Here is a 23713-nt window from a genome sequence, read left to right as displayed (position 1 = left end):
AGGCTGCGCGGCCTACCCCTGGCAAAACCGAATACGGTTGCCAAACGGGTCGTAAACCTCCAGCACCTTGCCCCACCCTTGCTCGACAATATCCGGCCGCCCATACCCATACCGCTTGGCGGCCAACTCATCGCGCAGGCGTTCGATGTTCACCATTGGTACAAACAGCGTGCTCCCCGGGCTGGCATCCCCATGGTGCTCGGACAGATGCACTTTCAGCCCGTCGCGCTGAATACCCATATACAACGGCAGGTCCGCTTCAAAGCGATGTTCGAACTCGACCGTGAAGCCGAGGAACTCCAGGTAAAACTCTCGGGCTTTCGCTTCATCGAACATGCGCAGAATGGGGATGGCTGTTTCGAACCGGATTGCTGAAGGGTCGGGTGCCGTGGGGAGCATTGCCGAAGCGGTGTTCCAGTCCTTGTAACCCAACTGTTGCGCCACGATTTCCAGCGCCGCGGAATGGGGCAGGTTCTGGTCCCGGGTTGCCAGGGATGCACGCAGTGCCTTGGCCATGCGCTTGGCGGTATCAATAGTCGACATCTTGCCTCCTGAAGCCGAAGCAGACCGGTGCTCGCATTGCCAAACCTCGGCTGAAGAGAGGATGTGCAGGAATGAGGTGTTGAAATGCTTTCACCTTTCCGGAACGGAGCGAGCGGCAGGCAGCATTGGCCTGGGGGCGATAGTACAGGGTGTGAGGGTGGGCCGGAAGGCGGGGCGGTGTTAAGTGAGCACTGGCCCTACTGACGCTAGAAACTCTGTGGTTTCCCGGTTGGAACGCAGGCGCACCACCTGGCACTCCGCAGGCGCGGTGGCCGCCAACTGTTCCATCTTGGCACGCGCAGTGTTTCTCGATGACCAGATGTACTTGAAGAACTCGGGAAGGTTGCCGAGCAATTCCGGGCAATTCTCCGGCAGGTCTGGGCGCGTGTGGCCCCGGTTCGACAAGGTTCTGAAAACCACGCGCCAGCACCTGAGCGCGAGGGAGCGGTCGACCCAGATGAGAACGTCGGCACGGGCCAGGCGGGTATCCCAGGTTTGCGAATGACCGCCTTCGAAGATCCATCGATCACCGGCTTCTACTTCATGGCACAGACGGGTTTTCTCGTCCCGGCTGCGTTCTACCCAGCCAGGTTGCCAATGGATGGTATCGATGTGGATAACCGGCAGGCCCGTGCGCTCGCCCAGTTGGCGGGCCAATGTGCTTTTACCGGCGCCGGGTTGGCCGACGATCATGACCCTTTGCACGTGAACTCCTTTTCGAATGAGGGGTGTTGTTGATGTCGGTGCGGGAACGGCAGCCCTTGGTTGCTACGCTTCGCCCGCACATGAGCTTGCCGCAATGTCCGCTGACGCTCTGGCTGATGAGCATCGTGTGTGCACTTGAAACAAGCATCCATGAGGTACCAAGTTCAGGTTGGAACTGCCACGATCCTTTCCACGAGATTGGGTGACAGCTGTGTGCAGGGTAGGAATACCGGGAAGCTTGGAAACCCGGCCAGGCCGAGGCCTGCCCACACACAGCCACCATTAGAGTGACATCCTGCACACAGCGGCGCCTGCGATGGCGACTGAAGACTCTATTGGGGCGCGGCTGTGGAGGCAACATCCCAAAGGTCGGATAAAGCCCGCCTTGGCGTAGGAGGCAAGAATGCAGTGCAAGAACTCATTGCTTCATCAATGCTGATGCCGATGATGAATATCCGGAAAGTGCGCATGGCTGTGGCGCATCGGCAAATGCTCATGCCGATGGCTGTGAGGCTCCGTCCCATCCCATTCGAAGTCATGGTCGTGCTGATGGTGTTCATCATGCACATGCCGGTGAGCATGTAGCTGGCGCAGGTGCTGATGTTCGTGGGCATGGCTTTCGGTCAGGTGTATCCACACGCCGAGCGCCATCAGCGCAGCAGCTACCCAGAACAACCCGGTCACAGCCTCGCCCATGAACAGAATGGAGATGGCAGCCCCAAGGAACGGCGCAATCGAGAAGTACGCCCCCGTACGTGCAGTCCCGAGCCCTCTCAATGCCAGCACGAACAGCACTAGGCTGAAACCATAGCCCAAAAAGCCCACGATCAAGATCGGCCCAAGCCGCGCCAGCTCTGGTAGATGCGCGCCAAGCGCAATGGCCAGCACTGTGTTCACCACACCCGCTACCACGCCTTTGGTGCCCGCAATGAACAACGCGTCGGACGCCGAGATCTTGCGCGTCAGGTTGTTATCCACAGCCCAGCACATGCACGCGATCGCCACTGCAAATGGCCCCAACCAGCCCTGGACGCCAGTGGGGCCCTGCGGCCAGGCCAGCAACACGCCCCCCGCGACAATGGCCACCATGCCAGCGACAATCCGGCGGTCGGCGTTTTCCTTGAACACGATCCAGGCTAGTACCGCCGTCAGCACGGCCTCAAGGTTGAGCAGCAGCGACGCGGTAGTCCCAGAGGTGAGGGCCAAGCCAAACATCAATGCGACCGGCCCCAGCACTCCACCAAAGGCGATTGCGCCCAAAAACCATGGCCACTCTGCTGCGGCCAGGCCGGTAGGCGTCCAGCCACGGTCGCGAACAAGGCGGGTGATGGTCAGCCCTGCGCCGCTACCCAGGTAGAGCAAGCCGGCCAGCAGGACCGGAGACATGCCCAGCCCCAGGAACTTGGCCAATGGGGTACTTGCACCGAACAGTAATGCGGCGCCCAGCGCGTAGACGATGCTGTTGGTCATGGTACGGTCCGTAGTGCAGTGGGCTTGGTATGAACGATACCCCTCCCGTGCCCTGCCCGCACGCACAAGCCAGCCTCATCAGGGAGCAATCTTCGCGGGATTTACCTGTAGCATCCAGCGGCTCCGCTGGGACTGAAGCGCCTCTTCAAGCACCGAGGCGTCCCAACCGTTCTGCGCATGGCGGCTCTGCTCAAATGTATCGTTCAGAACCTTCAGCAAGTTACGCGACTGGGTAACAGCTTTGGGCGTGGTCACATCGTCCTTGAGATCGCCCTGGATGTAAGTAAGCACTCGCTCTTTCTGGCTTGCCTGCTGAGTGGCGCTGGCCTCTACCAGAATCCCCTCATCGTAGGCCAGGCGCGTACTGCTGCTCGCCTGGTCATCGATCAGGTGATAGGTGTAGTTCTGCGACTTGCGGTCGTTATCCAGATTGAGGGCTCCCTGCTGGCCAATAGCGCGATGGAACGAAGCCTGCAGTTTGCTCTGCTGATGCTGCTCAACGGACAAGTTCTGCAAGGCCCGCCCATTGATAGACGTGGTCTGCGACAGGTTGAAGCTGAAACTGTCCACTTCATCTGGCCGCATCGGGTTTGAACTGCGTGCGTTCTCGCTGATCGATGCTTTGAAGTCTGCCAAGCCACTCAACAGGGCACGGTCCTTATCGGTCAGCGGCAACGGCCGCTGAGTAACCGGCTGGCGGTTGTCATCCATGCTGTTGAGCGCGGTGAATGCATCTTTGAGCAGGCCCACCAGGTGGCTGTCGCCATGCCCACGACTTTGCGCCGCGTCGAACTGGTTCAGGTAATTGTCGATTGCGGTTTTGCGTTGGGCGCGGTTACCCAGTAACTCGGCATCCTGTGTGTCCAGGCTAAGTTTCACCTGGCCGGATGGGCCCTTGAGGCTGAGGCTTCGCGCCTTGTCATTGAGTGCCAGATCAAAGGCCTGCTCGCCGCTCGGGGTTTCCAGCTTTGCCGTCATTTGCAGTGACGTAAACACCGCTGGATCAAGCTTTACCAGGCTGCCCAATTTCAGTTGCGGCGGTACTTCATACAAGCCATCGATAGCGGACTGGAATGAATCAGCCAGTTCGCCTAGCCCCTTCAGCTCATCAGCAGTGAGTTCAGCACCTTCAACTTCGGCGCTGGCAGCCAAGCCCTTTTCGCTGCTGGCCAACAACAGCTTTACAGTAGCCCCGGAAGCGGTGGTGAGGTTGAACGTAACGCCGTTGTCCGGGTGATTGCGCAGGTTCTGTTGCTGGAGCTTGAGTTCATCCGCAGTTAGCGGCGCGTTATCTGTGTAGGTGAATAGCGATTGGGAAATGCTGTTACCGCCATTTAGCGCCAGCTGCTGCATGAGCGCGCCGCCGATACCCTTGAAGCGGCTGGCGGTTCTGGACGACTCGAACGCAGTTTGCAGGGTTGTGGATAACGTATTCTGGCTGTCACTTTCCCAGGCATAGCGGGTGCGGGCTGAGAGCAGGCTATGGCGGGAATAGATGTCTGGATCATTGCCGGTAGGGGCCTGGGCGAGAACGACGTGACTGCTCGGCGAGGATGGCGTATCGGCGATTGGAGTAGCGGCCTGCTTGCCCGCGATCGCTGGAGATGAATGCGAAAGGGTGGCGCTTTGGTCCAGGCGATAGGTTGCTGTTATCGAAACCATGGGGGCGTCCTGCCGGGCGTGGGTGTTGCAATGATATCGGCAGGCCATCATGTTTCATTAGGGGAACGACTGAGCTTGTGCAGATTGCCCCTACGTGATCCAGCGAGAAGCCTTACAGGAGCGCGACTTGCGAACAGCCACAGCCAGCGATACGTTGTTTTAGTCGACGTACATTGCTTGATCGCTCTCGGCGACCTGAACGAGAAGGCGCGACAGCATTACAACCACGACTGCAGGCGCTTTTTTAGGGGTGCTGTTTCGAGTAATGGCGGCTGTGCGTGGGAGACCTTAGGGTCTGCCGGGTTCCTTTTCCTCGGTTCGCCAACCTGCGTACAGCGGCCACCTTAACCGTGTGGCGACGGGGGTGCGGGGGCTGAGGACTTATGCGAGGTGCACCATGGAAAAGTCAAAAGTAATGGCGAGTTGCGAGGACCAAGCACTGAACCAGTCCGATGTGGTTTCGCTGATTGATGATTTAGGGCTGGATGGTGGGATCAACGCTGATCGAGACCAGATTACAGCCATCGGTAACGGGACATGGGACGCTTGGTTCGACGGGATTGGCGTCGACGCAGATGCCATGACAGATCGCAAACAGCCGCTCGTTCAGGAACGTCAGAAATTTTGAAGGAGCGGCGGATTCGTCACCATGGTCCATGTCTGGAAGGATTTGACCAGACATGGCCCTACCCTTCTAGCCCTTCTCCTGAACAGAATCTGGATTGCTTTCGTACCGCAACCATCCCGCGATACTGGAGCCTCCCCCTGCGCGATCCTTGGGATGAACACGCCCTTCATTAACAGGCACCTCTGCAAAATCAAACGGGCTCATCCCCTCAATGCACGCAACATTGACCCCGTACTGGTCGGGCGAAGAGCGGCGCTGGTGGAAGGTATAGATACCGCACTTCGAGCAGAAGTAGTGCTTGGCTTCGCGAGTGTTGAACTGATAAAGGGTCAGCGCCTCTTGCCCCTGGGTGACAGTGATATCCCCCAGACTGGCCGATACCGCCACAGCACCTCGCATACGGCAGAGTGAGCAGTTGCACCTGCGTGCGGTTCGCAGGCCGTCGGTCAAGCGCAGCGAAAACCGCACTGTCCTGCAATGGCAGGCTGCTTGGTAAACAGGGCGATCATCGCTTTTTTCATCAGTCATGGCGTTTCTCTAGTATAGGAAACTAACTTGAAGACTCACGGCACAGGCTCTGAATGTATACCCATCGGCCTGAACCGTGAATGCCTCCCACGCGCAGCCGCTAGCGCAGCAGGTTAGTCTTCGCCAAGTCCAGCACCTCGTCACCGCGCCCGCTCATTACCGCTTTGAGCATGTACAGACTAAAGCCCTTGGCCTGCTCCAATTTGATCGCCGGCGGCATGACCAACTCCTGAGTAGCGGTGACCACGTCGACCAGCACCGGGCCATCGTGCGCCAGTGCACGGCGCAGGGCGTCTTCCAGGTCTTCCGAGTGCTCTACGCGAATCCCCAGGATGCCCATGGCATTGGACATGGCGGCAAAATCAGGGTTGTGCAGGTCGGTGCCGGTGTCGAGATAGCCAGCCGCCTTCATTTCCATGGCGACGAAACCCAGTGAGGCGTTGTTGAACACCACTACCTTCACGGGCAATTTCAGCTGCGAGAGCGAAATGAAGTCCCCCATCAACATGCTGAACCCACCGTCGCCACTCATCGAGATGACCTGGCGACCCGGGAAGGCTGCCTGCGCGCCCATGGCCTGTGGCATGGCATTGGCCATCGAGCCGTGGTTGAACGAGCCAACCAGGCGACGCTTCCCATTCATCTTCAGGTAACGCGCTGCCCAGACAGTGGGCGAACCCACGTCAGCGGTAAATATCGCGTCTTCGGTGGCCAGTTCGCTGAGCAGACGCGTGACGTATTGCGGATGGATCGCCCGGTCGCCCTTGGATGGCTCCGCCAAGTCGTCCAGGCCCTGGCGCGCCTTTCCGTAAGCTTTCAGTGAGTCCTCCAGGAAACGGCGATCAGTTTTGCGCGTCAGGCGCGGCAGCAGCGCGTTGAGCGTTTCGCCGACATCGGCAGCGATGCCAAGCGACAGGGTGGCACGGCGCCCAAGCGCTTGCGGGTCACGGTCAACCTGTACGATCTTGGCATCGCTCGGGTAGAACTGCCGGTAAGGGAAGTCGGTGCCCAGCATGACCAGCGTGTCGCAGCCCAACATCGCGTGGTAACCGGAGCTGAAGCCAATCAACCCCGTCATGCCAACGTCGAAAGGGTTGTCCCACTCCACGTGCTCCTTACCCCGCAGCGCATGGACCACCGGCGCGCCAAGCGCATCGGCCAGCGCCACCACCTGGTCATGAGCACCCGCGCAACCGCTGCCGCACAGCAGGGTTACCTTGTGGCTGTCTTCCAGCAACTCGGCCAGGCGCTGCAAGTCGGCTTCGGCTGGCAGGATGCGCGGCTGCTGCAACGCAGGCCAGGCTGCCGGCTTTTCCTCCACCTCCAACAGCGACACATCACCGGGTATCACCACCACTGCTACACCGCGATTGAGAATGGCCGAGCGCATCGCCCGGTGCAGTACCTGCGGCATCTGCGCCGGGTTGCTGACCAGCTCGATGAAATGGCTGCATTCCTTGAACAGCTCCTGCGGGTGGGTTTCCTGGAAGTAGTTCAGGCCAATCTCCGAGGACGGGATTTGTGCGGCGATGGCCAGCACCGGCACCCGGTTGCGGTGGCAGTCGAACAAGCCATTGATCAAGTGCAGGTTACCCGGCCCGCAACTGCCTGCGCATACCGTCAGCTCGCCGGTGACCGCAGCCTCTGCACCGGCGGCGAAGGCTGCGACTTCCTCATGGCGCACGTGCATCCACTCGATGCTGTCCATGCTGCGCAGGGCGTCGGTAAGGCCGTTGAGGCTGTCGCCGGTGAGACCCCAGATCCGTTTGATACCGGCCTGTTCGAGGGTGGAAGCCAGTTGCTGGGCCATGTTGATCTTTGCCATGAGAACTCCTGGTGCGAACGGGAAGAAGTGATCGATGGGAATAGAGACAGGCGTGGGGTGGGGGGTGTTCGGTTAGGTCTGTGAAGGAATCGTCATGTGGGGTGACGGTGTTGGGGCGGGATGGGCTGCAGAAAGATATCGGGAGCAGAGCATGGGAATCATGTATGGCGCCTTGAATATGGGGTTATGGAGCAGTCACGCTAGGACACCGACCCGTGGCGAGAAAAAGGAAGGGTCACTAGTATTGGAAAATCGCAGGAGGCGAATCTCAAATGGGTGTGAATGACAAGACCATTAGGTTTTCCGGGGGGCCAGAGATTTTGATAGCCTTCGCTGGAACCTGAACTGGCGCGGAGACAGACGGACGGTTACTGGCCGTGAGCGCCCGGTTTCCGTGGGGTTGGAATTTAGTAGATTTTTTGATGTATCTCATAGGGTATCTATAAATAAATCAGCTAGTAATGGCTTTCCGTGGAATCGAGTCCGGATTTTTGAACTCTAGTGGGAGCAAGAGCGCCCCCCCCCGCCTCAAATGCTAGGTGAGGAACGACAGAATCCGTGCGAAGATGGCAGCTAGCGACCCAGACTCTATGAAAACAACTGCGATTGTCTAACCTTCTGATCGTCGAGATTGTGGCGGGGACGTTCACGAAACGGTTTATTGAAGGTGAGGCCTGACCATAACCCTACCGAGAGTTAGCATCGAAATGATGCCTTCACGTGCTGCCTACAATCCCAAACGAATGATGAGCATCTTTGGCATCGCTGGGCTGATTGAAGCGATCAGGACATGAGTCCAATCGTTTTTTGCGCCCGGATGCGGCTATCCTCGCCGCTGCCTCGGCTCAGATAGCACAGGCCGCGGCCGGTGCCCAACTGGGATCGATCTCCACTTACAGCTGCGAATTTCAAGCTGCCTCAGCTTCTTTCGCTACTTGACGTACATACTTGCGTTTTCACACAGGCTGGACCTGTAGCTGCCCCTCGTAGATGCGCCTTCAGCCGCGAACACCGGCCAAGCCGGCGCCATCCGCCGCGTTGAATGCTTTGCGACTGAGCCCGCTCTCCCAAAGCGCCGCCAATGAGTTTGCCGGCGCATTAGCTAGTTAGAACCTTGCCCGCAGCGCCACGTTAAAATTGCGTGGCTCGCCATAGAAGTTCCAGTAGTTGGGGTTGCCCAAGGTCTGGTAATACTTCTTGTTGAACACGTTATCCAGGTTGTACTGTACTTCGAGGTTCTTGTTGATCTCGTAGATCGCATGCAAGTTGGTCAAGTGGTAGGCGTCCTGCTGGATCTTGTAGTCTTCGCCGACCTCGGTCTGGGTCATCTTGCTCTGGGCATAGAAGCTGCCGCCCACGCGCAGGTGGTTGAGCTGACCCGGCAGACGGTAGTCGGTGGCCAGTTTGAACAGATGGCGTGGCGAGGCGCCGTTGAAGTCGTCGCCCTTCTGTTCGCCGCTGATGTACTTAGACTGGGTGTAGGTGTAGCCGGCGGACAGGTTCCAGTCCGGCAGGATCTCGCCGTTCATTTCCAGCTCGATACCCTTGTTGCGAACCTTTTCGGAAGAGCGGTAGCAGCCGCCGGCGCAGGTGTTGGAGGTGACCAGCTCGGCACGACCGGTCTGGTCGGCCTGGAAGATGGCCATCGAGGTCTGCAGGCGTTTGTCGAAGAATTCGCCCTTGAGGCCAATCTCGTAGTTGCTTCCGGTCATCGGCTTGAGAATGCCACCGTCCTCGGCTTCGACGTCCTGCGGTTTGAACACTTCGGTGTAGCTGGCGTAGGCGGTCAAGTTCTCGTTGAGGTCCTGCACCAGGCCTGCGTACGGCGTGACTTCGCCGCTCTTGGAGAAGTGATCGTAGTCATCGGCGGTACGGATGCCGTTGGTGTCGTTCAGGGTGTCGTAGGTGAACCAGCTGATACGGCTGCCGAGGATGAACTTGGTGCTGTCGGTCAGGCTGAAGCGGCTGGCCACATACATACCTTTCTGTTCCTGGGTGCGGTTGTACTGCCACTGGTTGACATTGAGGCCGGTAGGCTTGGGCGGGTCGAAGGCGCCTAGGTTGTTCATGTCGACGATGTAGCGGTAGGACACATCGCGACCACCGTGATAGTCGAAGTCATCCTTGCGCCAGTTGCCGCCGATGATCAGGTCGTGCTGGCGACCGAGCAGCTGAAACGGGCCGGTCAGGTAGCCGTCGATGCTGGTCTGGGTGTCGTCGTAGCGAAAGTGCCGGGGATTGAGGGTGAACAGGTCGGTGGCACCGCCCGGGAAGGTGTAGTTGCCTAGGAAGTCGGACTTGGCCCACATCTGGTTGACCGCGATCACCGACTTCCAGCCATTGTCGAAGGTGTGCTGCAGGTCGGCGAAGATCGTCGTGTTGCGTTTGTCCAGCTTGTTCCAGTCACCGGTCAGCGAGGTCGAGCGCGAGATCGGGTAGAACTCGCCGCTCTCCTGGGTCGGCAGGCCGGACCAGTCGTAGCCCGAGTTGCGCTCTTTCTGGTAGGTTAAACCGAAGGTCGCCATGGTCGAGTCGTTCAGGTCGGCTTCGAGAATGCCGTAGAACAGCTGGTTTTCCTTCTGGGCGGTATCCAGGTAGCTGTTGGCGTTGTTGTAGGAGATCACCGAGCGGCCGCGCAGGGTACCGGCTTCGTTGAGCGGAGAGGACAGATCGACCATGGTCTTGTAGTCGTCCCACGAACCGACCGAGGTCTCGATCAATGCCTGACGCTCGGAAGTTGGGCGCTTGCGGATCAGGTTGATCGATGCCGAAGGGTTGCCTGCGCCTTCCATCAGGCCGGTGGCGCCCCGGACGATTTCCACGCGGTCGTAGATATCGGTATTGGGCTTGGAGATGGCATCCATCGAGTAAGGGTTGCTGATATTGGTCGGCACCCCGTCGATCTGCAGGTTGTCCACCGACTGACCGCGCGCCTGGTACACCGAACGCTCGCCGCCGTTCTTGACGATGGTGATGCCGGTAGCGTTGCGCATGACGTCGTCGAGGTTCTGCATGTTCTGGTCGTCAATGCGCTGGCGGGTGACCACGGTGACCGACTGCGGCGTCTCGCGCAGGCTCATAGGTAGCTTCGTGGCGGTGGACGAACGGCCCGTGGCGTAAGCCCCGGTGCCCTCAGTCACATCGCCCAGGCCCTGACTGGAGATGGTGGTGCTGCCCAGGGTCACTACACCCGCTGGGTCCTCGGCCTGACGCGTCAACTGGAATTCCCGCTCGCCGGTGCGCACCGCTTGCACACCACTGCCTGCCAGTATCTGCGCAAGCGCCTGCTCCACGCTGGTAGCGTGCACCGCCTGGCTCTGCTTGTTGGCGGTGAGCGTGGCATCACCGCCAATCAACAACCCGGCCTGGCTGGCCAGCAGATTCAGTTGCCGCGCCAGCGGCCCGGCCGGCATGTCATACATTACCCCTTGTGCCGCTGCGCCGTTGCTGTCGGCCTGGGCGGCAGCAGTGTGGCAGCCAAGGGCAAGGAAAATGGCCAGCGCCAGCGGGTGACGGCGCGAGGAAGCAGAGTCGCGAAGCAGCATGAAGGGGTCCTTGCGGAAGTAGAATGAAATAGCCTCATCCCACCAAGCGCATGAGCACCTCAAAACCAGAAAAAGAATTTTGTTTTATTTCAGTTCGCCTCGACGGAGACCCACCAAGGCAAGGTGCGCACTACCCGAATGGGCAACGCACGCTCAAGCATTGCCAGGGTTCGGTCCGTGTCCAGCAACGGGAAGGTACCTACCGCGCGCAAGCTGTTCAGCGAAGGATCGATGCCCAGGTGACCATGGCGGTAGTCGCGCAGAACGTCGATCACTCGGCCCAACGGCATGTCTTCTGCAACCAGCACTCCACGGCTCCAGTCCTGGCGCAGGGCTTGTGCAGCCGTGGATGTGCTGGCCTGCTGCGCATCGAACACCAGCATTTGCCCGGCGCCCAGTGTGGTTTGCAAACCACTGTCTGAACAGGTTGCCTGCACGCTGCCCTCGAACACGCTCAAGGTCGTTTGCAAGCCCTGATCCCGCACGCTGAAGCGCGTGCCAAGCGGTTGCATGCGGCCTGCCCGCGTCACCACGGCCAGGGGCCGAAGGTCCTTGCCGGTTTCAATCAGGACTTCACCGTGATACAGGCGCATCTGCCGCACGCCCTCATCAAACTGCACATCCAGCGCCGTTTCGCCGTTCAGCCACAGCTGGCTGCCATCGGCCAAGGTGAGCGACCGCACCTCGCCCAAGCCGGTGCGGTATGTGGCAAACCACGCCCGTGGCGAGTCCACCCAACCCCGCTGCCAGCCGCCCCACCCCAACAGCCCTGCTGCACCCGCCACGCAGATGCTGCCAAGCACGGCACGGCGCGATTGCTGGCCTCGGCGGACGCTGTCGAATACCTGCCGCGCCTGCTCTGCTTGGCCGTCGAGGGTACCGAAACGCTGGTTGATGTTTTCTACATAGGACCAGGCCAGGCGGTGGCGCGCATCTTCGTTCAGCCAGGCACGCCATTGCGCGTTGGCAGCTGGATCATGCTGGGCTGCGTACAGCCGCGCAAACCATCCGGCAGCCGCTTGCAGCACGGCATGGTCCAGGTGTGCCCTGCTCATGTCAGCGCGTCATCCAGCTGCACTTCCAGCAGCAAGCACTGGTACATCGCCTGAGCCAGGTATGTGTTCACGCTACGCTCGCTCACGCCCAGTTGCTCGGCGATCTCGCGTTGCTTCATGCCCTGCAACTGCGCCATGCAAAACGCCTCGACCACCCGCTTGGGCATGCGTTCAAACATCGCCTGCAATTGCCCCAGCGTTTCGAGAATTACGGCCTGATGCTCCAGCGAAGGCACCAGGTGCTCTGGCTGGGCTGCCAACACTTCCAGGTAGGCCTCTTCCACCCGCCGCCGCCGCCAGAAATCCACACAGGCATTGCGCGACATGCGCCCCAAGTACGCACGGGCATGGTCGTGGTCATTGAAGGCGCGGGGTTTGGTCAGCAACCGCACGAACACATCCTGCGCCAGCTCCGCTGCATCATGGGCATTACCGAGCTTGCGCTGTAGCCACTGGCGGATCCAGCCGTGGTGGGCACGGTAGAGTGCCTCCAGTTCGAAACCCGGGGCTGGAGCACGGGGAGGGGCATTCATGGGAGGACGCCATTGTGCTAATAGGAATTATTAGCAATGGTAGCTTGGATGAATGGTCGTGGGCAATCGGGCGGAGGGTTGCGGTCTAGGTATTTGTCTTGCATTTTTCAAGAGGGTTCACCGGTCAGACTAGCGCCATACACCGCGTCGTAGTCTTCGCGCCGATCGTGTCACACGCCGATTGTCACGAGGGGGAATGCCGCAAAGCCTTGTGCGATCAGGGCTGCAGCACTGGTAGAAGTGCCCGTCTTTTTCCAGCAGAAAGAGACGGGCACAGGTTGGCGCAATATTTCGGCCAAGCGGATAGGTTGCTGCAGGGCAGCGAGGTACGGCGTATCTGGCGCACGATCGCTATATGTGTAAGAGCATCCATCACATGGGTAGTGACCGGGCGAGCTGCCGGATGAGAATCGCCCTTGGGTAGAGCCACCGCGAGAGCGGCGTGACTTTGAAGGCTCGGGTCACCTGGGGTGCTGTCAACGACAGCCTTTGCACTGTTTTTTCTACGCCCGCAATCCGAGTGGGTCAAGCGACTCGCCCGCGGGATTTTGCGGTTTAAAATGGCGTTAGGCGTGTACGGAATCCGGTGGTTTCCAGTGGCCGATTGGGTGCTTTTGATTTTTTAGGTGAGGTCCATCCAAACAGGGCGGCTTCGCAGCCCTGTTTGGATGGACCCGCATGGAAAAGCGGATCACCGAAGCTTCAAAGCCGTGCGCTCACTCGACTGCGCCACGCCTTGCTCTTAGGCTAGAAACGTTTGCCCCGGCCTGATTCGGGAACTCATGCGGCGAGATATGCTCCTGCCGGTTCGCTTCCAGGTAACGGCTCCACCAACTCATGATCTTTCGCCGGTCCTCCAGAAACTCAGCCTTGTGGATATACGCCGCTCGAACGTTGTTGCGCTCCCTGTGGCTCATCTGCCGCTCAATAGCCGTCTCTGACCACAGCCCGGATTCGACCAAGGCACTGCACGCCATAGACCGGAAGCCATGCCCGCAAAGTTCGGTCTTAGTGTCGTAGCCCATGTTCCGCAAAGCGCTGTTGACCGTGTTCTCAGACATAGGCTTCCACGAGCGAGCGTCACTGGTAAACACCAGATCGAAGTACCCCTTGATCGCATGAATCTGTTTGAGTAACGCCACCGCTTGCGGTGACAGAGGGACCACATGGATATCGCCCGCCATCTTCGTCCCTCTGGTCGAATACGGAACGCCGTCCAACCCGGGTCGCGTATCCGGTATCCCCCATATGCCGCGCTTCAGGTCGAACTCACTCCAACGTGCGAAGCGCAATTCGCTGGACCGAACAAACAGATGCAGTGACAGCATGACTGTCAGCCGAGTGAGCATGCGCCCCTTGTAGTTCTCGATGCGGTCCTGAAATGGCCAGGCGCCCACTTCACGGACATTTCCTTATGCCAGTTCAGGGCAACGCGTTCGAATGTGTGTCCTCTGACAACCGCTTCGGCCTTGGCCTGCTGCTTGGACGCGAGCGGATCAATGCTTTCCGCCAGCATCCGCTTAGTCTCCAGACGCTTCTGTCGAGCATCTGCGAGACCGATGACGGGATAGTTGCCAAACGAGGTCAGCCCCTCGCGCCCATCCGGCTTTACATACCGGAGGCGCCAGCCTTTGCGGCCATTGGGGTAAACGAGGAGGTAAAGACCATCACCGTCAAAAAGCTTGTAGGGGCGGTGAGTAGGCTTGGCCGAGCGGCATGCGGTGTCAGTCAGGGGAGCAGTAGTACGAGCCATAAGGGTAAACCCCTTTATCGAATCGACTTTATCCCAAACGCTACCCCTAAATCGGCTGGCAGCTGTCGGAATCCGACGGAACGCCATAACGAAAAAACCCGCCAGAAGGCGGGTTTTACGGGGTTCCAGAGATTTTGCTGGCCTTCGCTGGAACCTGAACTGGTGCCGGAGACAGGAATCGAACCTGCGACCTTCGCGTTACGAGTGCGCTGCTCTACCGACTGAGCTACACCGGCGTGTAGCGCAACGTACCACTGCCGCACCCGTTACGCAAACCTCTGTTTCCGCTGGCTTATTCCCCTACCCTCACGGCGCCTTGCACCCCTTGGGCGCCAGCTCTTCTTCGATGTCAGTACTGCACGCCCAACCACTAGGAGAACGGGTCAGGGTCAGGGCCTTGCCCAGCACATTGGCCGGGGCATCGACAAGGGTGCAGACGATGCTGGCGCTGGCGTCTGCGGCCTTGCCGCTGGCGGTAATGGCGCAGTGTGCGGTGGTGGGCTGGCCGCCCAGGCTGGCGACGTCGGTGACGTCGCGGCCACCGTTCAGCCGCAGGTCCATCGGGGTTTTGAGCGCGCTGATTTCCAGCAGGCCGGCGGCGGCCTTGGAACGGGCCTGGTGGTTGGTGTACATCGGTAAGGCGATGGTCGCCAGAATGCCGATGATCGCGACAACGATCATCAGTTCGATCAGGGTGATACCGCGTTGCCCTTTCATGAACAGTTTCCTTTTCGATACGCATGCACTTGGAAAGCCGGCGCGCCCCACCGGCAGCGGCGCAGTAGGCCTGAACAGACACCTTTTGTCACCCCTGCCTGCGTGGGCTTCGCCATCGCTGATCTACTCTAGTGAGCATCACGGACGCGCGCCCTTCCATGGACGGGGCAAGCTGTTTCCAGGCTTGTCCCACGGGCACAAAAGGCCTTTTTATGAACGCGACAACACAGCGCTACACCTGGCGTGGCACGGATGCCCACGGCACGCCGGTCACTGGGCAAACGGCAGGGCGCAGCCCTGCCTATGTGCGGGCGGGGCTTATACGCCAAGGCATCAATGTGGTGAGTCTGCGGCCTGCTGGCGGGCTGGCGCTGGGGTTGCCCAAGCGGCAGGCGAAAGCGGACCCGGCGGGTTTCAGCCGGCAACTGGCAACGTTGCTCAAGGCCGGCGTGCCGCTGTTGCAGGCGCTGGAGGTGATGGGCCGCAGTGGTTGCGATGCGGGGCAGGCGCAGTTGCTGGGTAAATTGAAACAGGATTTGCACGCGGGGCTTGGGCTGGCGGATGCACTGCAGCGTCACCCGGGATGGTTCGATGCGCTGTACTGCAACCTGGTGCGGGTGGGTGAGCAGTCGGGCACGCTCGACCGGCAACTGGAACAGCTTGCCGGCATGCTGGAGCAGCGGCGGGCGCTGCAGAAGAAGGTGCGTAAAGCGATGATCTACCCGTTGTTGCTGTTGCTGACGGGGCTGGGGGTGTCGGCGGTGTTGTTGCTGGAGGTGATTCCGCAGTTCGAGTCTTTGTTCGCAGGCATGAATACCGCGTTGCCTGCGTTCACGCAATTTGTGATCGACCTGGCGGCGGGGTTTGGGCGGCATGCACCCTGGCTGCTGTTGGTGGCAGTGGGGCTGGGTGTGGCTGTGCGGCAGCTGTATCGGCGGCATCTGCCGGTACGTTTATGGTGGGCGCACAGGGCGCTGCAGGTGCCGGTGTTCGGGGCGCTGCTGGGGCAGGCAGCCTTGGCGCGGTTTGCGCGCAGCCTGGCTACATCGTACACGGCGGGCGTGCCGCTGCTGGATGCGCTGGGCACGGTGGCCAAGGTGTGCGGGGGTGAGCTGCACGAGCAGGCGGTGCTGCGGCTGCGCCAGGGCATGGCCAATGGGCTGGGGCTGCATCGGGCGATGGCTGGGGAGGTGTTGTTCCCGCCGTTGCTGGTGCAGCTGACGGCCATCGGCGAGTCCAGCGGCACGCTGGACCAGATGCTGGACAAGGCCGCCAGCCACTATGAAGAACAGGTCAGCCAGACGCTGGACCAGATGACCAGCCTGCTGGAGCCCGCCATCGTGCTGGTGCTGGGGGTGCTGGTCGGTGGCCTGGTGGTGGCCATGTACCTGCCGATTTTCCAGCTGGGTAGTTTGATCTGACGATGACTGTATGGAACTTGCTGGCGATGCAGCCGGCGTACTTCATTACCCTGGTGGCCCTGCTTGGCTTGTTGGCGGGTAGCTTCCTGAACGTTCTGGTGCACCGTCTGCCGATCATGCTGGAGCGGCAGTGGCGGCGTGAAGCGCAAGCGGTGTTGAACCTGCCAGTTACGCTCTACCAGCGTTTCGACCTGTGCCTGCCGGCCTCGCACTGCCCGGGGTGCGGGCAGCGCATTCGGGCGTGGCAGAACATTCCGCTGCTCAGTTACCTGGCCTTGGGTGGGCGCTGCGGGGCCTGCAAGGCCAGCATCAGCCTGCGCTACCCGTTCATTGAAGCAGCCTGCGCGTTGTTGTCGCTGGCGGTGGCGTGGCACTTTGGGCCCTCGGCCCAGGCTGTGATGGCATTGCTGCTGACCTGGTGCCTGCTGGCGCTGAGCCTGATCGACGCCAAACACCAGCTGCTACCGGATGTGCTGGTGCTGCCAATGTTGTGGCTGGGGCTGATCGTGAACTGCGCCGGGCTCTATGTGCCGCTCTCCGATGCGCTGTGGGGTGCGGTGGCGGGGTACTTGAGCCTGTGGGCCGTGTACTGGGCGTTCAAGTTGCTCACCAACAAAGAGGGCATGGGCTTTGGCGACTTCAAGCTGATGGCGCTGATTGGGGCCTGGGGCGGGTGGCAGGTACTGCCGTTGACGTTGCTGTTGTCGTCGGTAGTGGGTGCGGTGGTTGGCCTGTGCCTGGTGGGTTTGCGCAGGCATGCGCTGGGTACGCCAATCCCCTTTGGGCCTTATCTGGCCATCGCGGGGTGGATTGCTGTGCTCTGGGGTGATGAAATACACCTCTCCTACATGCAACTGCTTGGATACCGATGACCACTGCGGCCTTCACCCCCTGGATTCTTGGCCTTACCGGCGGTATTGGCAGCGGCAAGAGCGCGGCTGCCCAGCGCTTTGTCGAGCTGGGCGTGCACCTGGTTGATGCCGACCAGGCGGCGCGCTGGGTAGTGGAGCCTGGCCGCCCTGCCCTGGCCAGCATCGTCGAACACTTCGGGCCCGGCGTGTTGCAGGCAGACGGGCAACTGGACCGCGCCGCGCTGCGGCAGCTGATTTTTGCCGACCCGGTACAGCGCAAATGGCTGGAGCAGCTGCTGCACCCGCTGATCGGGCAGGAGATTTTCAGTTACCTGGCCAAGGGGCAATCGCCCTATGCGGTGTACGTATCACCTTTGCTGATCGAGTCGGGGCAGTATCGGAAAACCCAGCGGGTGTTGGTGATCGATGCACCGCACCACCTGCAGGTGTCCCGCACCCTGGCCCGCGACAACACCAGCGCCGAGCAGGTGCAGGCCATTCTCAAGGCGCAACTGAGCCGGGAGGATCGCCTGCGCCATGCCGACGATGTGGTGGTGAACGACGGCGACCTGGCCGCGCTACACGAGCAGATTGACCGCCTGCACCATTTTTACCTGACTTTACGAGGAGGCCAGCCATGAGCCAGCCAATGACCGTGGATTGCCCAACCTGTGGCGCACCTGTGGAATGGAATGAGAAAAGCGCCTTTCGGCCGTTTTGCTCGGACCGATGCAAACTGATCGACCTGGGGGCCTGGGCTTCGGAGGAACACAAGATCCCGGGGGCAGAAGAGTCGGAAGATGAGCTGTATTCCGGCGACCTGGAGCCGCGCCACTAACCCCATCCTGATGCTCAGCGGTCCTCTTCCTTCCACGGCGCCTGCAAATAGCGGGTGCGGTTGAAGGTTTCCAACCACTCCGGGCAGAACACCACCAGCGCACTGATAATGGTGCCGTTGATAAATGCCTCTGGAAACATCATCAACCACAAGAAGCCGGCAAAGTCGCTGAGCCACTCGGGCATGTCGAAAATGCCGTCCAGCCACAACACACCCAATGCAGCGGCCAGGCAGGCGACCACCGTCAAGGCTGCCGGGAAAAACCCGGAACAGAAGATATACACGAACAGGTTTCTTGGTTGGGCGCGCTCTACCCACAGGGCGCAGGCCTCGGTAATCAACACCGGCAGGCCCACCAGCAGCAGGCCGTTAACCCCTAGTGCCGCCAGGTCCTGCCGCCCCAGCGCCAGCAGACCTAGCTGGGCCATGAACCCACCCACCACCGCCAGCGGCCAGTCCAGTATCAGGGTCACGGCCGTCATGCCGATGAAGTGGTACGACACGCCGGTATCGAAATCACGCCGCACCAACCACAAGGCAAACAGGCAGACCACTGTGCCAAACAGCAGGTGCTGGCGGCGCCGGTCGGTTACCAGCTCTACCCAGTACACCCGGCTCGCAGCCCACACCAGCAATGGCACATAACCGAGCCAACCCAGTGTCAGGGTGGTACCGGACAAAACGTGTGCGCTGATCACCTGCCAAATACCCCTGAAAAAAGCATGGACAAACCTGAGTCTACACCCATTCCACGCCTGCCCAGGCGACTGGCCCCGGCCAAACCGATTTCTGCGCACAAACAGCATCTTATCGTCATCTAATAGCAGCTAAGCTAGCTACATGGATGACTCAGACTACCTGCGCCTGCTTACCATCCAGGCCGAACAAGCCAATGCCTTTCTTTCCAATGCACGTAAATGGGAGCGTGAGCGTTGGGTGTGCCAGCGCCTTTTGCAGGGCCTGAACATCCCCTACCGCACTGACGACTTCACCCCCGCCGGGCAGGAGCCACCTGACGTATTGTTCCGTGACGCGGCGTTCGAGGTGTTTTTCGTACTGGACGAGGGGCGCCGGCTGAACGATGAATGGCGTGAAGAGCTGCAACGCCGGCGCAGTGCATTTTCCCTGGCGCAACTGGTACGCCGCGAAGCCAGGCCCCGGCGTATCAGTGCCACCGAGCTGTTGGGGCGGCTGGCGCCCACGTTGCGCAAGAAGGCGCACAACTACCGCGAGCGCGGGCTTGAGCTGAACGAGTTGGACATCATTGCCTTCGCCAGCCTCAAGCGCGAAGTGCTGGACCTGAACACGCACTTTCCGCCCCCCACCGAATACCTGCGCCAGGGCTGGCGCTCGCTGTCGCTGGTGGGGCCGACCTTTGCCCGGGTGCTGTTCGCCCACCCCGATGCACCGGATTTTCTGCGCGGCAACCTGGGCCGCAGCATCGTGTTCGATGTGGGTATCAGCCTTTGATCCTGTGCCGCCGCTGATCAGGATGCCGTACACTCGGCGGCCAAGATAGAAAGCATTATCATTTGTTTCATGCGCCTGCACGAACACTGTAGCGTTTGCGCAGTCACAAACGTCTATCTGACGAGGCCCACCATGACCAGCCGCCTGAACCCTGAAGATCAGCGTCGCGTCGATGAATACCTGCAAGCCCCGCAACACCAGGTGCAGCGCCGGCCTTTTCGGCCATGGTTGCTGCTGGTGGTGGTGCTGGCAGTGACCATCGGGTTGGGCCTTGTCAGCCGCCTGCTGAGTGGACTGGTGCTATGAGCTGCCTGGCGCTCGCCCTCCCCTCGTGCACGGTGCGGCCGGCCCATTGGGCCAAGAATTCCGTAAACCTTATGAGATACCCCCATGACTCATCGCATCGTGATTGTCGGCGGCGGCGCCGGCGGCCTGGAACTGGCGACCCGCCTGGGTAAAACCCTGGGCAAGCGCAAGCAGGCCTACATCACCCTGGTGGACGCCAACCTCACGCACATCTGGAAGCCCCTGCTGCACGAAGTGGCGGCCGGCTCGCTGAACTCCTCGGAAGACGAGCTGAACTACGTGGCCCAGGCCAAGTGGAACCACTTCAATTTCCAGTTGGGCCGCATGAGCGGCCTGGACCGCGAAGGCAAGCAGATCCAGCTGGCCGCTACCCTTGATGAAGAGGGCCGTGAACTGCTGCCGGCCCGTACGCTGGGCTACGACACCCTGGTGATTGCCGTGGGGTCCAACACCAACGACTTCGGCACCTTGGGCGCGGCGCAGCACTGCCTGTTCCTGGATACCCGCAAGCAGGCCGAGCGCTTCCACCAGCAACTGCTCAACCACTACCTGCGCGCTCACGCCGGGGATGTGGCCAGCGAAAAAATCAGCGTTGCTATCGTCGGGGCCGGCGCCACGGGTGTGGAACTGGCCGCCGAACTGCACCATGCCGCCCACGAGCTGGCAGCCTATGGCCTGGACCGCATCCAGCCCAAGGACATGCACATCACCCTGATCGAGGCCGGCCCGCGCGTGCTGCCGGCGCTGCCCGAGCGCATCAGCGTGCCGGTGCACCAGACCCTGGAAAAACTGGGGGTCAAGGTGATGACCAATGCGGCGGTGAGCGAGGTGACGGGCGACTGCCTGAAGACTAAGGACGGCGAAGTGATCCAGGCCAGCCTGAAGGTATGGGCGGCGGGCATTCGTGCACCGGGCTTCCTCAAGGACATCGACGGGCTGGAGACCAACCGCATCAACCAGCTGGTGGTGCGCCCTACCCTGCAGACTACCCGCGACGACGATATCTTTGCCTTCGGCGACTGCGCCGCCTGCCCGCAGCCTGGCACCGACCGCAATGTGCCGCCACGTGCACAGGCCGCGCACCAGCAGGCGTCGATGCTGGCGCAAAGCATCAAGGCAAGGCTGGAGAACAAACCGCTGCCGACCTATGCATACAAGGACTACGGCTCGCTGGTCTCGCTGTCACGCTTTTCGGCAGTGGGCAACCTCATGGGTAACCTGATGGGCAGTGTGAAGCTGGAAGGCTGGCTGGCGCGCATGTTCTATGTGTCGCTGTACCGCATGCACCAGATGGCCCTGTACGGGTTTTTCCGCACGGCACTGATGATGCTGGGCAGCAAGATTGGCCGGGGTACAGAGCCGCGGTTGAAGCTGCACTGACCCCAGCTGCACCTGCCCGGTGGTGCCCATTCAGCCATCGTTGAGCGATGTACGGTTGGCCGCCGCCGGGCCACGCAGCAGTAGCAACAGGCACCAACCGGCCGTTGCCAGCAGCACCACGCTGGTAACGCCGAACACAAACCGCAGGCCCAGTGAGCCGGCCGCAAAGCCGCCAAGCACCGGGCCGGCGACTTGGCCCAGGTATTGAGCCGAGGTGGAATAGCCCAGCATCTTGCCCACCCTGTTGGCCCCGACGTTCTGCCGGATGACAGCCGACACACAGGGGATCAACCCGCCCAATGCCAAGCCCATGGCCAGGCGCAACACGATCAGTTGCCAGGCCTGGGTGACCAGCGCCTGGGGAATCAACAGCAACCCGGCGATGCCCAGGCATACCACCACCACCTTCAACGCCCCGACGCGGTCGGCCAGCTTGCCCAGCCTGGGTGCCGAGATGATGCTGCCCAGCGCCGAGGCCGCCATGCACAACCCCGCCAGCCAGGTGACAGACTGCGCGCCCACGTCCAGGCTGCGGATATACAGCGTGACGATCGGCTCGATCGACATGTTGGCCATCATCAGGATCATGGCAACGAACAGCATGGTGAAGACGACAGACATGTCTGGCCGGGGCGCAGGCGCGCTGTCGGCCCGGGCCTTGTCGGCCTTGCTCTGACGGGGTGGCGAGGTAATGAACAGGCACGTCGCCAGGAAGTTGAAGAAGATCAGCCCGCTGGCGCCCAGGAAGATGGTGCGGATATCCATGACGGTCGGCAGAATGCCGCCGAGCAGCGGCCCCACCAACCCACCGGCCATGATGCCCGACGAGAGCATGCCAAGCGCCCAGCCGGAGCGCTCTTTCGGCGTTTGCGCCGCCACCAGCACGTACGACCCCGAGGTATAACCACCGGCAAGGCCGACCAGCAAGCGCAATACCACCAACTGCTCCACAGTCTGCGCCATGCCAATCAGCGCCATGCTGACAACCATGCCGAAACTGGCCCGGATCAGGTTTTGCCGGCTGCCGTAGCGGTCTGCCAGGTGCCCCCACAACGGCGCTACCAACGCGGCGCTAAAAAAGGTCGCGGCATAGGCGATGCCTGACCAGCGGGCAATATCTGCATCGCCCGTGGCACCTAGATGTTCCACGTACACCGGCAGAAACGGTAGCAGCACGGTCATGGCAACGATATTGACGAACGATCCAAAAAAACAGATTGCCAAGTTACGTTGCCACTGCATTACTGCGCTCCTGCGAAGGGTGTTGGGGAAGCAGCCTCAAGAGGGCATGGAAACCCTCAACACCCATTGCAGCAGTTGCGCATCAGCCACGTCCAGTTAAAAACACGGCCTAGCACCCGGCCTGAACAATTTCCTCGGCAGCCAGGCGGCCCAGGTACGGCGCCAGGATGACCCCGGGGTGGGCTATCAGCGCATACACCCCATGCGCGCCCGGCAAGTAACCCCGCACGGGTTCGCCCCCTTGGGTCATTGGCCGCCGGCAGATGCTGACGGCACGCAGCGACAGCCCAGAGGTGCCGATGAACATGCGCTTGATCGCCTCGGCGGTGTGTTCGGCAAGGGCCGGCAAGCCTGCCTCGCCTTCTGCAGGGGCATCTTCCGCGCAGGCCACACCACCTTCCAGCGCCGGGCGCAGTTCCAGGCCATTGCCGTAGACCAGGTGCCTCACCACACCCGCAGGCGCCGAGAAGCGCATCAACACTGCAGGCTTGGTGAGGATGGGCAATTGAAATGCCTGCTGCCCGGCCAGGCCAATGGCCGCATCGGCATTGGCCAATACCACGGTGTGTGCGGCGAAGCGTTCACCTGCACACAGTGCTGCCGTGACACGCCCGTTGTTCATCTCCAGCCCATCAACGCAACGGCCATACAGCACCTGCGCACCCGCTTGCTTGGCGCCATGGAGCAACTGGCGGGTCAGCGCGACGGGCTCGACCGCAAAATCGTCTGGGGCCCAGGCGGCCAGCCTGGGTGGGGTTACCAGGCAGGGCTCCAGGGCACTGGCCTGCTGGGCATCCAAGGGGTGCAGCCGCACACCCGCGGCCTGCTGCTGGTCGATCAGGCAAGCGGTTTGCTCGTCGTTGTCTAGCCATACCAGCGCCCCACGGGCAGCGACAGGCAAAGGCCCGAGGTCGAGTGCCAGGCGGCGGAAGTCGGCGATGGCCTGCAGCGTTGCGTTAAGCGCAACCGGGTTTTCAGAGGCAGAGGCGCTGGCAGTACCCACCCAGCCATACGACCACCGGGTAACACCTGCTGCGGGCCTGGCCCCCTGCTCCAACACCGTGACCCTGGCCCCCAGCCTGGCCAGGTGCCAGGCAACGGAGGCCCCCATGATGCCCGCGCCTACAACCACGACGCTTGATGTATTGGCTACCATGCCAAATCGTCCTTATACCGCCCAGTGACACGAGGCAGGATAGCGGATTTACGGCACAACCAAGGGTTTGGAAAAATCGAGACAA

Annotated in this window: 21 protein-coding genes, 1 tRNA gene and 1 pseudogene; 8 read left to right on the top strand and 15 right to left on the bottom strand. The window is 61.0% G+C overall.

Translation table 11 applies throughout. The features are described from left to right. Positions 1-12: 12 nt before the first annotated feature. From IAE33_RS11240 to IAE33_RS11225, 4 genes are all read right to left on the bottom strand, one after another. Positions 13-543 (bottom strand): glyoxalase superfamily protein, encoded by a 531-nt coding sequence (locus IAE33_RS11240; protein WP_028631756.1) that lies wholly within the window; start codon positions 541-543, stop codon positions 13-15. Between the two features lie 180 nt (positions 544-723). Then, positions 724-1248: an AAA family ATPase gene (locus IAE33_RS11235; RefSeq protein WP_201163558.1), complete on the bottom strand. Its 525-nt coding sequence runs from the start codon at positions 1246-1248 to the stop codon at positions 724-726. A 429-nt stretch (positions 1249-1677) separates the two neighbouring features. Next, complete coding sequence (locus IAE33_RS11230; protein WP_201163557.1) at positions 1678-2718, bottom strand: DMT family transporter; 1041 nt, start codon at positions 2716-2718, stop codon at positions 1678-1680. A gap of 78 nt (positions 2719-2796) precedes the next feature. Next, the gene (locus IAE33_RS11225; RefSeq protein ID WP_201163556.1) at positions 2797-4380 is read right to left on the bottom strand and encodes a hypothetical protein; all 1584 of its coding nucleotides are present in this window, start codon (positions 4378-4380) and stop codon (positions 2797-2799) included. 397 nt (positions 4381-4777) lie between these two features. Between IAE33_RS11225 and IAE33_RS11220 the strand changes: the two genes are divergently transcribed. After that, positions 4778-5008, top strand: coding sequence for a hypothetical protein (locus IAE33_RS11220; RefSeq protein WP_201163555.1), 231 nt, complete (start codon positions 4778-4780; stop codon positions 5006-5008). A 66-nt stretch (positions 5009-5074) separates the two neighbouring features. Here the strand turns inward: IAE33_RS11220 and IAE33_RS11215 are convergent, their stop codons facing one another. The 8 genes and pseudogenes from IAE33_RS11215 to IAE33_RS11180 form a co-directional block, all read right to left on the bottom strand. Next, complete coding sequence (locus IAE33_RS11215) at positions 5075-5536, bottom strand: GFA family protein (RefSeq protein WP_201163554.1); 462 nt, start codon at positions 5534-5536, stop codon at positions 5075-5077. Positions 5537-5636: 100 nt separating this feature from the next. Continuing rightward, complete coding sequence (gene poxB / locus IAE33_RS11210; RefSeq protein ID WP_201163553.1) at positions 5637-7361, bottom strand: ubiquinone-dependent pyruvate dehydrogenase; 1725 nt, start codon at positions 7359-7361, stop codon at positions 5637-5639. A gap of 1106 nt (positions 7362-8467) precedes the next feature. Continuing rightward, the gene (locus tag IAE33_RS11205) at positions 8468-10906 is read right to left on the bottom strand and encodes a TonB-dependent siderophore receptor (RefSeq protein ID WP_201163552.1); all 2439 of its coding nucleotides are present in this window, start codon (positions 10904-10906) and stop codon (positions 8468-8470) included. Between the two features lie 89 nt (positions 10907-10995). Continuing rightward, positions 10996-11961 (bottom strand): FecR domain-containing protein, encoded by a 966-nt coding sequence (locus tag IAE33_RS11200; RefSeq protein WP_201163551.1) that lies wholly within the window; start codon positions 11959-11961, stop codon positions 10996-10998. Beyond that, positions 11958-12494 (bottom strand): sigma-70 family RNA polymerase sigma factor, encoded by a 537-nt coding sequence (locus IAE33_RS11195; protein WP_060482387.1) that lies wholly within the window; start codon positions 12492-12494, stop codon positions 11958-11960. Before IAE33_RS11195 ends, IAE33_RS11200 begins: the two co-directional genes overlap by 4 nt. A gap of 716 nt (positions 12495-13210) precedes the next feature. Beyond that, positions 13211-14247: pseudogene (locus IAE33_RS11190) on the bottom strand (tyrosine-type recombinase/integrase). 160 nt (positions 14248-14407) lie between these two features. Beyond that, positions 14408-14483: transfer RNA gene (locus IAE33_RS11185), tRNA-Thr, on the bottom strand. A 70-nt stretch (positions 14484-14553) separates the two neighbouring features. Continuing rightward, a complete protein-coding gene (locus IAE33_RS11180) occupies positions 14554-14964 on the bottom strand; it encodes a pilin (RefSeq protein WP_201163550.1) in 411 nt (136 codons plus the stop codon). Between the two features lie 212 nt (positions 14965-15176). Here IAE33_RS11180 and IAE33_RS11175 point away from each other — a divergent pair, with 212 nt between their 5' ends. From IAE33_RS11175 to yacG, 4 genes are read left to right on the top strand one after another with little or no spacing between them, the layout of a single operon-like run. Beyond that, entirely contained in the window at positions 15177-16385 is a 1209-nt protein-coding gene (locus IAE33_RS11175; protein WP_201163549.1) for a type II secretion system F family protein, read from the top strand. Between the two features lie 2 nt (positions 16386-16387). Continuing rightward, positions 16388-17257 (top strand): prepilin peptidase, encoded by an 870-nt coding sequence (locus tag IAE33_RS11170; RefSeq protein ID WP_201163548.1) that lies wholly within the window; start codon positions 16388-16390, stop codon positions 17255-17257. Beyond that, a complete protein-coding gene (coaE, locus tag IAE33_RS11165; protein ID WP_201163547.1) occupies positions 17254-17877 on the top strand; it encodes a dephospho-CoA kinase in 624 nt (207 codons plus the stop codon). The genes IAE33_RS11170 and coaE overlap by 4 nt, the downstream gene beginning before the upstream one ends. After that, entirely contained in the window at positions 17874-18074 is a 201-nt protein-coding gene (gene yacG / locus IAE33_RS11160) for a DNA gyrase inhibitor YacG (protein ID WP_028631769.1), read from the top strand. Before coaE ends, yacG begins: the two co-directional genes overlap by 4 nt. Before the next feature lie 14 nt (positions 18075-18088). On the opposite strand, the gene IAE33_RS11155 is transcribed toward yacG, so the two are convergent. Beyond that, complete coding sequence (locus IAE33_RS11155; protein ID WP_328804855.1) at positions 18089-18772, bottom strand: energy-coupling factor ABC transporter permease; 684 nt, start codon at positions 18770-18772, stop codon at positions 18089-18091. A 142-nt stretch (positions 18773-18914) separates the two neighbouring features. Here IAE33_RS11155 and IAE33_RS11150 point away from each other — a divergent pair, with 142 nt between their 5' ends. From IAE33_RS11150 to IAE33_RS11140, 3 genes are all read left to right on the top strand, one after another. Next, complete coding sequence (locus IAE33_RS11150; RefSeq protein WP_028631771.1) at positions 18915-19544, top strand: DUF1780 domain-containing protein; 630 nt, start codon at positions 18915-18917, stop codon at positions 19542-19544. A 132-nt stretch (positions 19545-19676) separates the two neighbouring features. Then, positions 19677-19850, top strand: a complete 174-nt coding sequence (locus tag IAE33_RS11145) for a DUF3094 family protein (RefSeq protein ID WP_033727895.1) — start codon at positions 19677-19679, stop codon at positions 19848-19850. A gap of 84 nt (positions 19851-19934) precedes the next feature. Further along, on the top strand, positions 19935-21230 hold the full coding sequence (locus IAE33_RS11140; protein WP_028631772.1) for an NAD(P)/FAD-dependent oxidoreductase: 1296 nt from the start codon (positions 19935-19937) through the stop codon (positions 21228-21230). 30 nt (positions 21231-21260) lie between these two features. On the opposite strand, the gene IAE33_RS11135 is transcribed toward IAE33_RS11140, so the two are convergent. After that, positions 21261-22472 carry an MFS transporter gene (locus IAE33_RS11135; RefSeq protein ID WP_201163545.1) on the bottom strand — a complete coding sequence of 404 codons (1212 nt, stop codon included), beginning with the start codon at positions 22470-22472 and terminating at the stop codon, positions 21261-21263. Positions 22473-22581: 109 nt separating this feature from the next. Continuing rightward, positions 22582-23628 carry an NAD(P)/FAD-dependent oxidoreductase gene (locus IAE33_RS11130; RefSeq protein ID WP_201163544.1) on the bottom strand — a complete coding sequence of 349 codons (1047 nt, stop codon included), beginning with the start codon at positions 23626-23628 and terminating at the stop codon, positions 22582-22584. Positions 23629-23713 lie beyond the last annotated feature (85 nt).

This window comes from Pseudomonas sp. S60, assembly GCF_016647865.1.
In the GTDB taxonomy this organism is placed as follows: domain Bacteria; phylum Pseudomonadota; class Gammaproteobacteria; order Pseudomonadales; family Pseudomonadaceae; genus Aquipseudomonas; species Aquipseudomonas parafulva.
Note: the sequence above shows the minus strand (reverse complement) of the source record. Positions and strands in the feature narration are given on the sequence as shown.

Excerpts from the sequence above, each read along its gene's own strand:
- IAE33_RS11230 (WP_201163557.1), bottom strand. The coding sequence starts at position 2,718 with ATGACCAACAGCATCGTCTACGCGCTGGGCGCCGCATTACTGTTCGGT.
- IAE33_RS11240 (WP_028631756.1), bottom strand. The coding sequence starts at position 543 with ATGTCGACTATTGATACCGCCAAGCGCATGGCCAAGGCACTGCGTGCA.
- IAE33_RS11150 (WP_028631771.1), top strand. The coding sequence starts at position 18,915 with ATGGATGACTCAGACTACCTGCGCCTGCTTACCATCCAGGCCGAACAA.
- IAE33_RS11175 (WP_201163549.1), top strand. The coding sequence starts at position 15,177 with ATGAACGCGACAACACAGCGCTACACCTGGCGTGGCACGGATGCCCAC.
- IAE33_RS11215 (WP_201163554.1), bottom strand. The coding sequence starts at position 5,536 with ATGACTGATGAAAAAAGCGATGATCGCCCTGTTTACCAAGCAGCCTGC.
- IAE33_RS11205 (WP_201163552.1), bottom strand. The coding sequence starts at position 10,906 with ATGCTGCTTCGCGACTCTGCTTCCTCGCGCCGTCACCCGCTGGCGCTG.
- IAE33_RS11200 (WP_201163551.1), bottom strand. The coding sequence starts at position 11,961 with ATGAGCAGGGCACACCTGGACCATGCCGTGCTGCAAGCGGCTGCCGGA.
- IAE33_RS11220 (WP_201163555.1), top strand. The coding sequence starts at position 4,778 with ATGGAAAAGTCAAAAGTAATGGCGAGTTGCGAGGACCAAGCACTGAAC.
- IAE33_RS11130 (WP_201163544.1), bottom strand. The coding sequence starts at position 23,628 with ATGGTAGCCAATACATCAAGCGTCGTGGTTGTAGGCGCGGGCATCATG.
- IAE33_RS11180 (WP_201163550.1), bottom strand. The coding sequence starts at position 14,964 with ATGAAAGGGCAACGCGGTATCACCCTGATCGAACTGATGATCGTTGTC.
- coaE (WP_201163547.1), top strand. The coding sequence starts at position 17,254 with ATGACCACTGCGGCCTTCACCCCCTGGATTCTTGGCCTTACCGGCGGT.
- IAE33_RS11140 (WP_028631772.1), top strand. The coding sequence starts at position 19,935 with ATGACTCATCGCATCGTGATTGTCGGCGGCGGCGCCGGCGGCCTGGAA.
- IAE33_RS11170 (WP_201163548.1), top strand. The coding sequence starts at position 16,388 with ATGACTGTATGGAACTTGCTGGCGATGCAGCCGGCGTACTTCATTACC.
- IAE33_RS11145 (WP_033727895.1), top strand. The coding sequence starts at position 19,677 with ATGACCAGCCGCCTGAACCCTGAAGATCAGCGTCGCGTCGATGAATAC.
- IAE33_RS11135 (WP_201163545.1), bottom strand. The coding sequence starts at position 22,472 with ATGCAGTGGCAACGTAACTTGGCAATCTGTTTTTTTGGATCGTTCGTC.
- IAE33_RS11225 (WP_201163556.1), bottom strand. The coding sequence starts at position 4,380 with ATGGTTTCGATAACAGCAACCTATCGCCTGGACCAAAGCGCCACCCTT.
- IAE33_RS11195 (WP_060482387.1), bottom strand. The coding sequence starts at position 12,494 with ATGAATGCCCCTCCCCGTGCTCCAGCCCCGGGTTTCGAACTGGAGGCA.
- yacG (WP_028631769.1), top strand. The coding sequence starts at position 17,874 with ATGAGCCAGCCAATGACCGTGGATTGCCCAACCTGTGGCGCACCTGTG.
- poxB (WP_201163553.1), bottom strand. The coding sequence starts at position 7,361 with ATGGCAAAGATCAACATGGCCCAGCAACTGGCTTCCACCCTCGAACAG.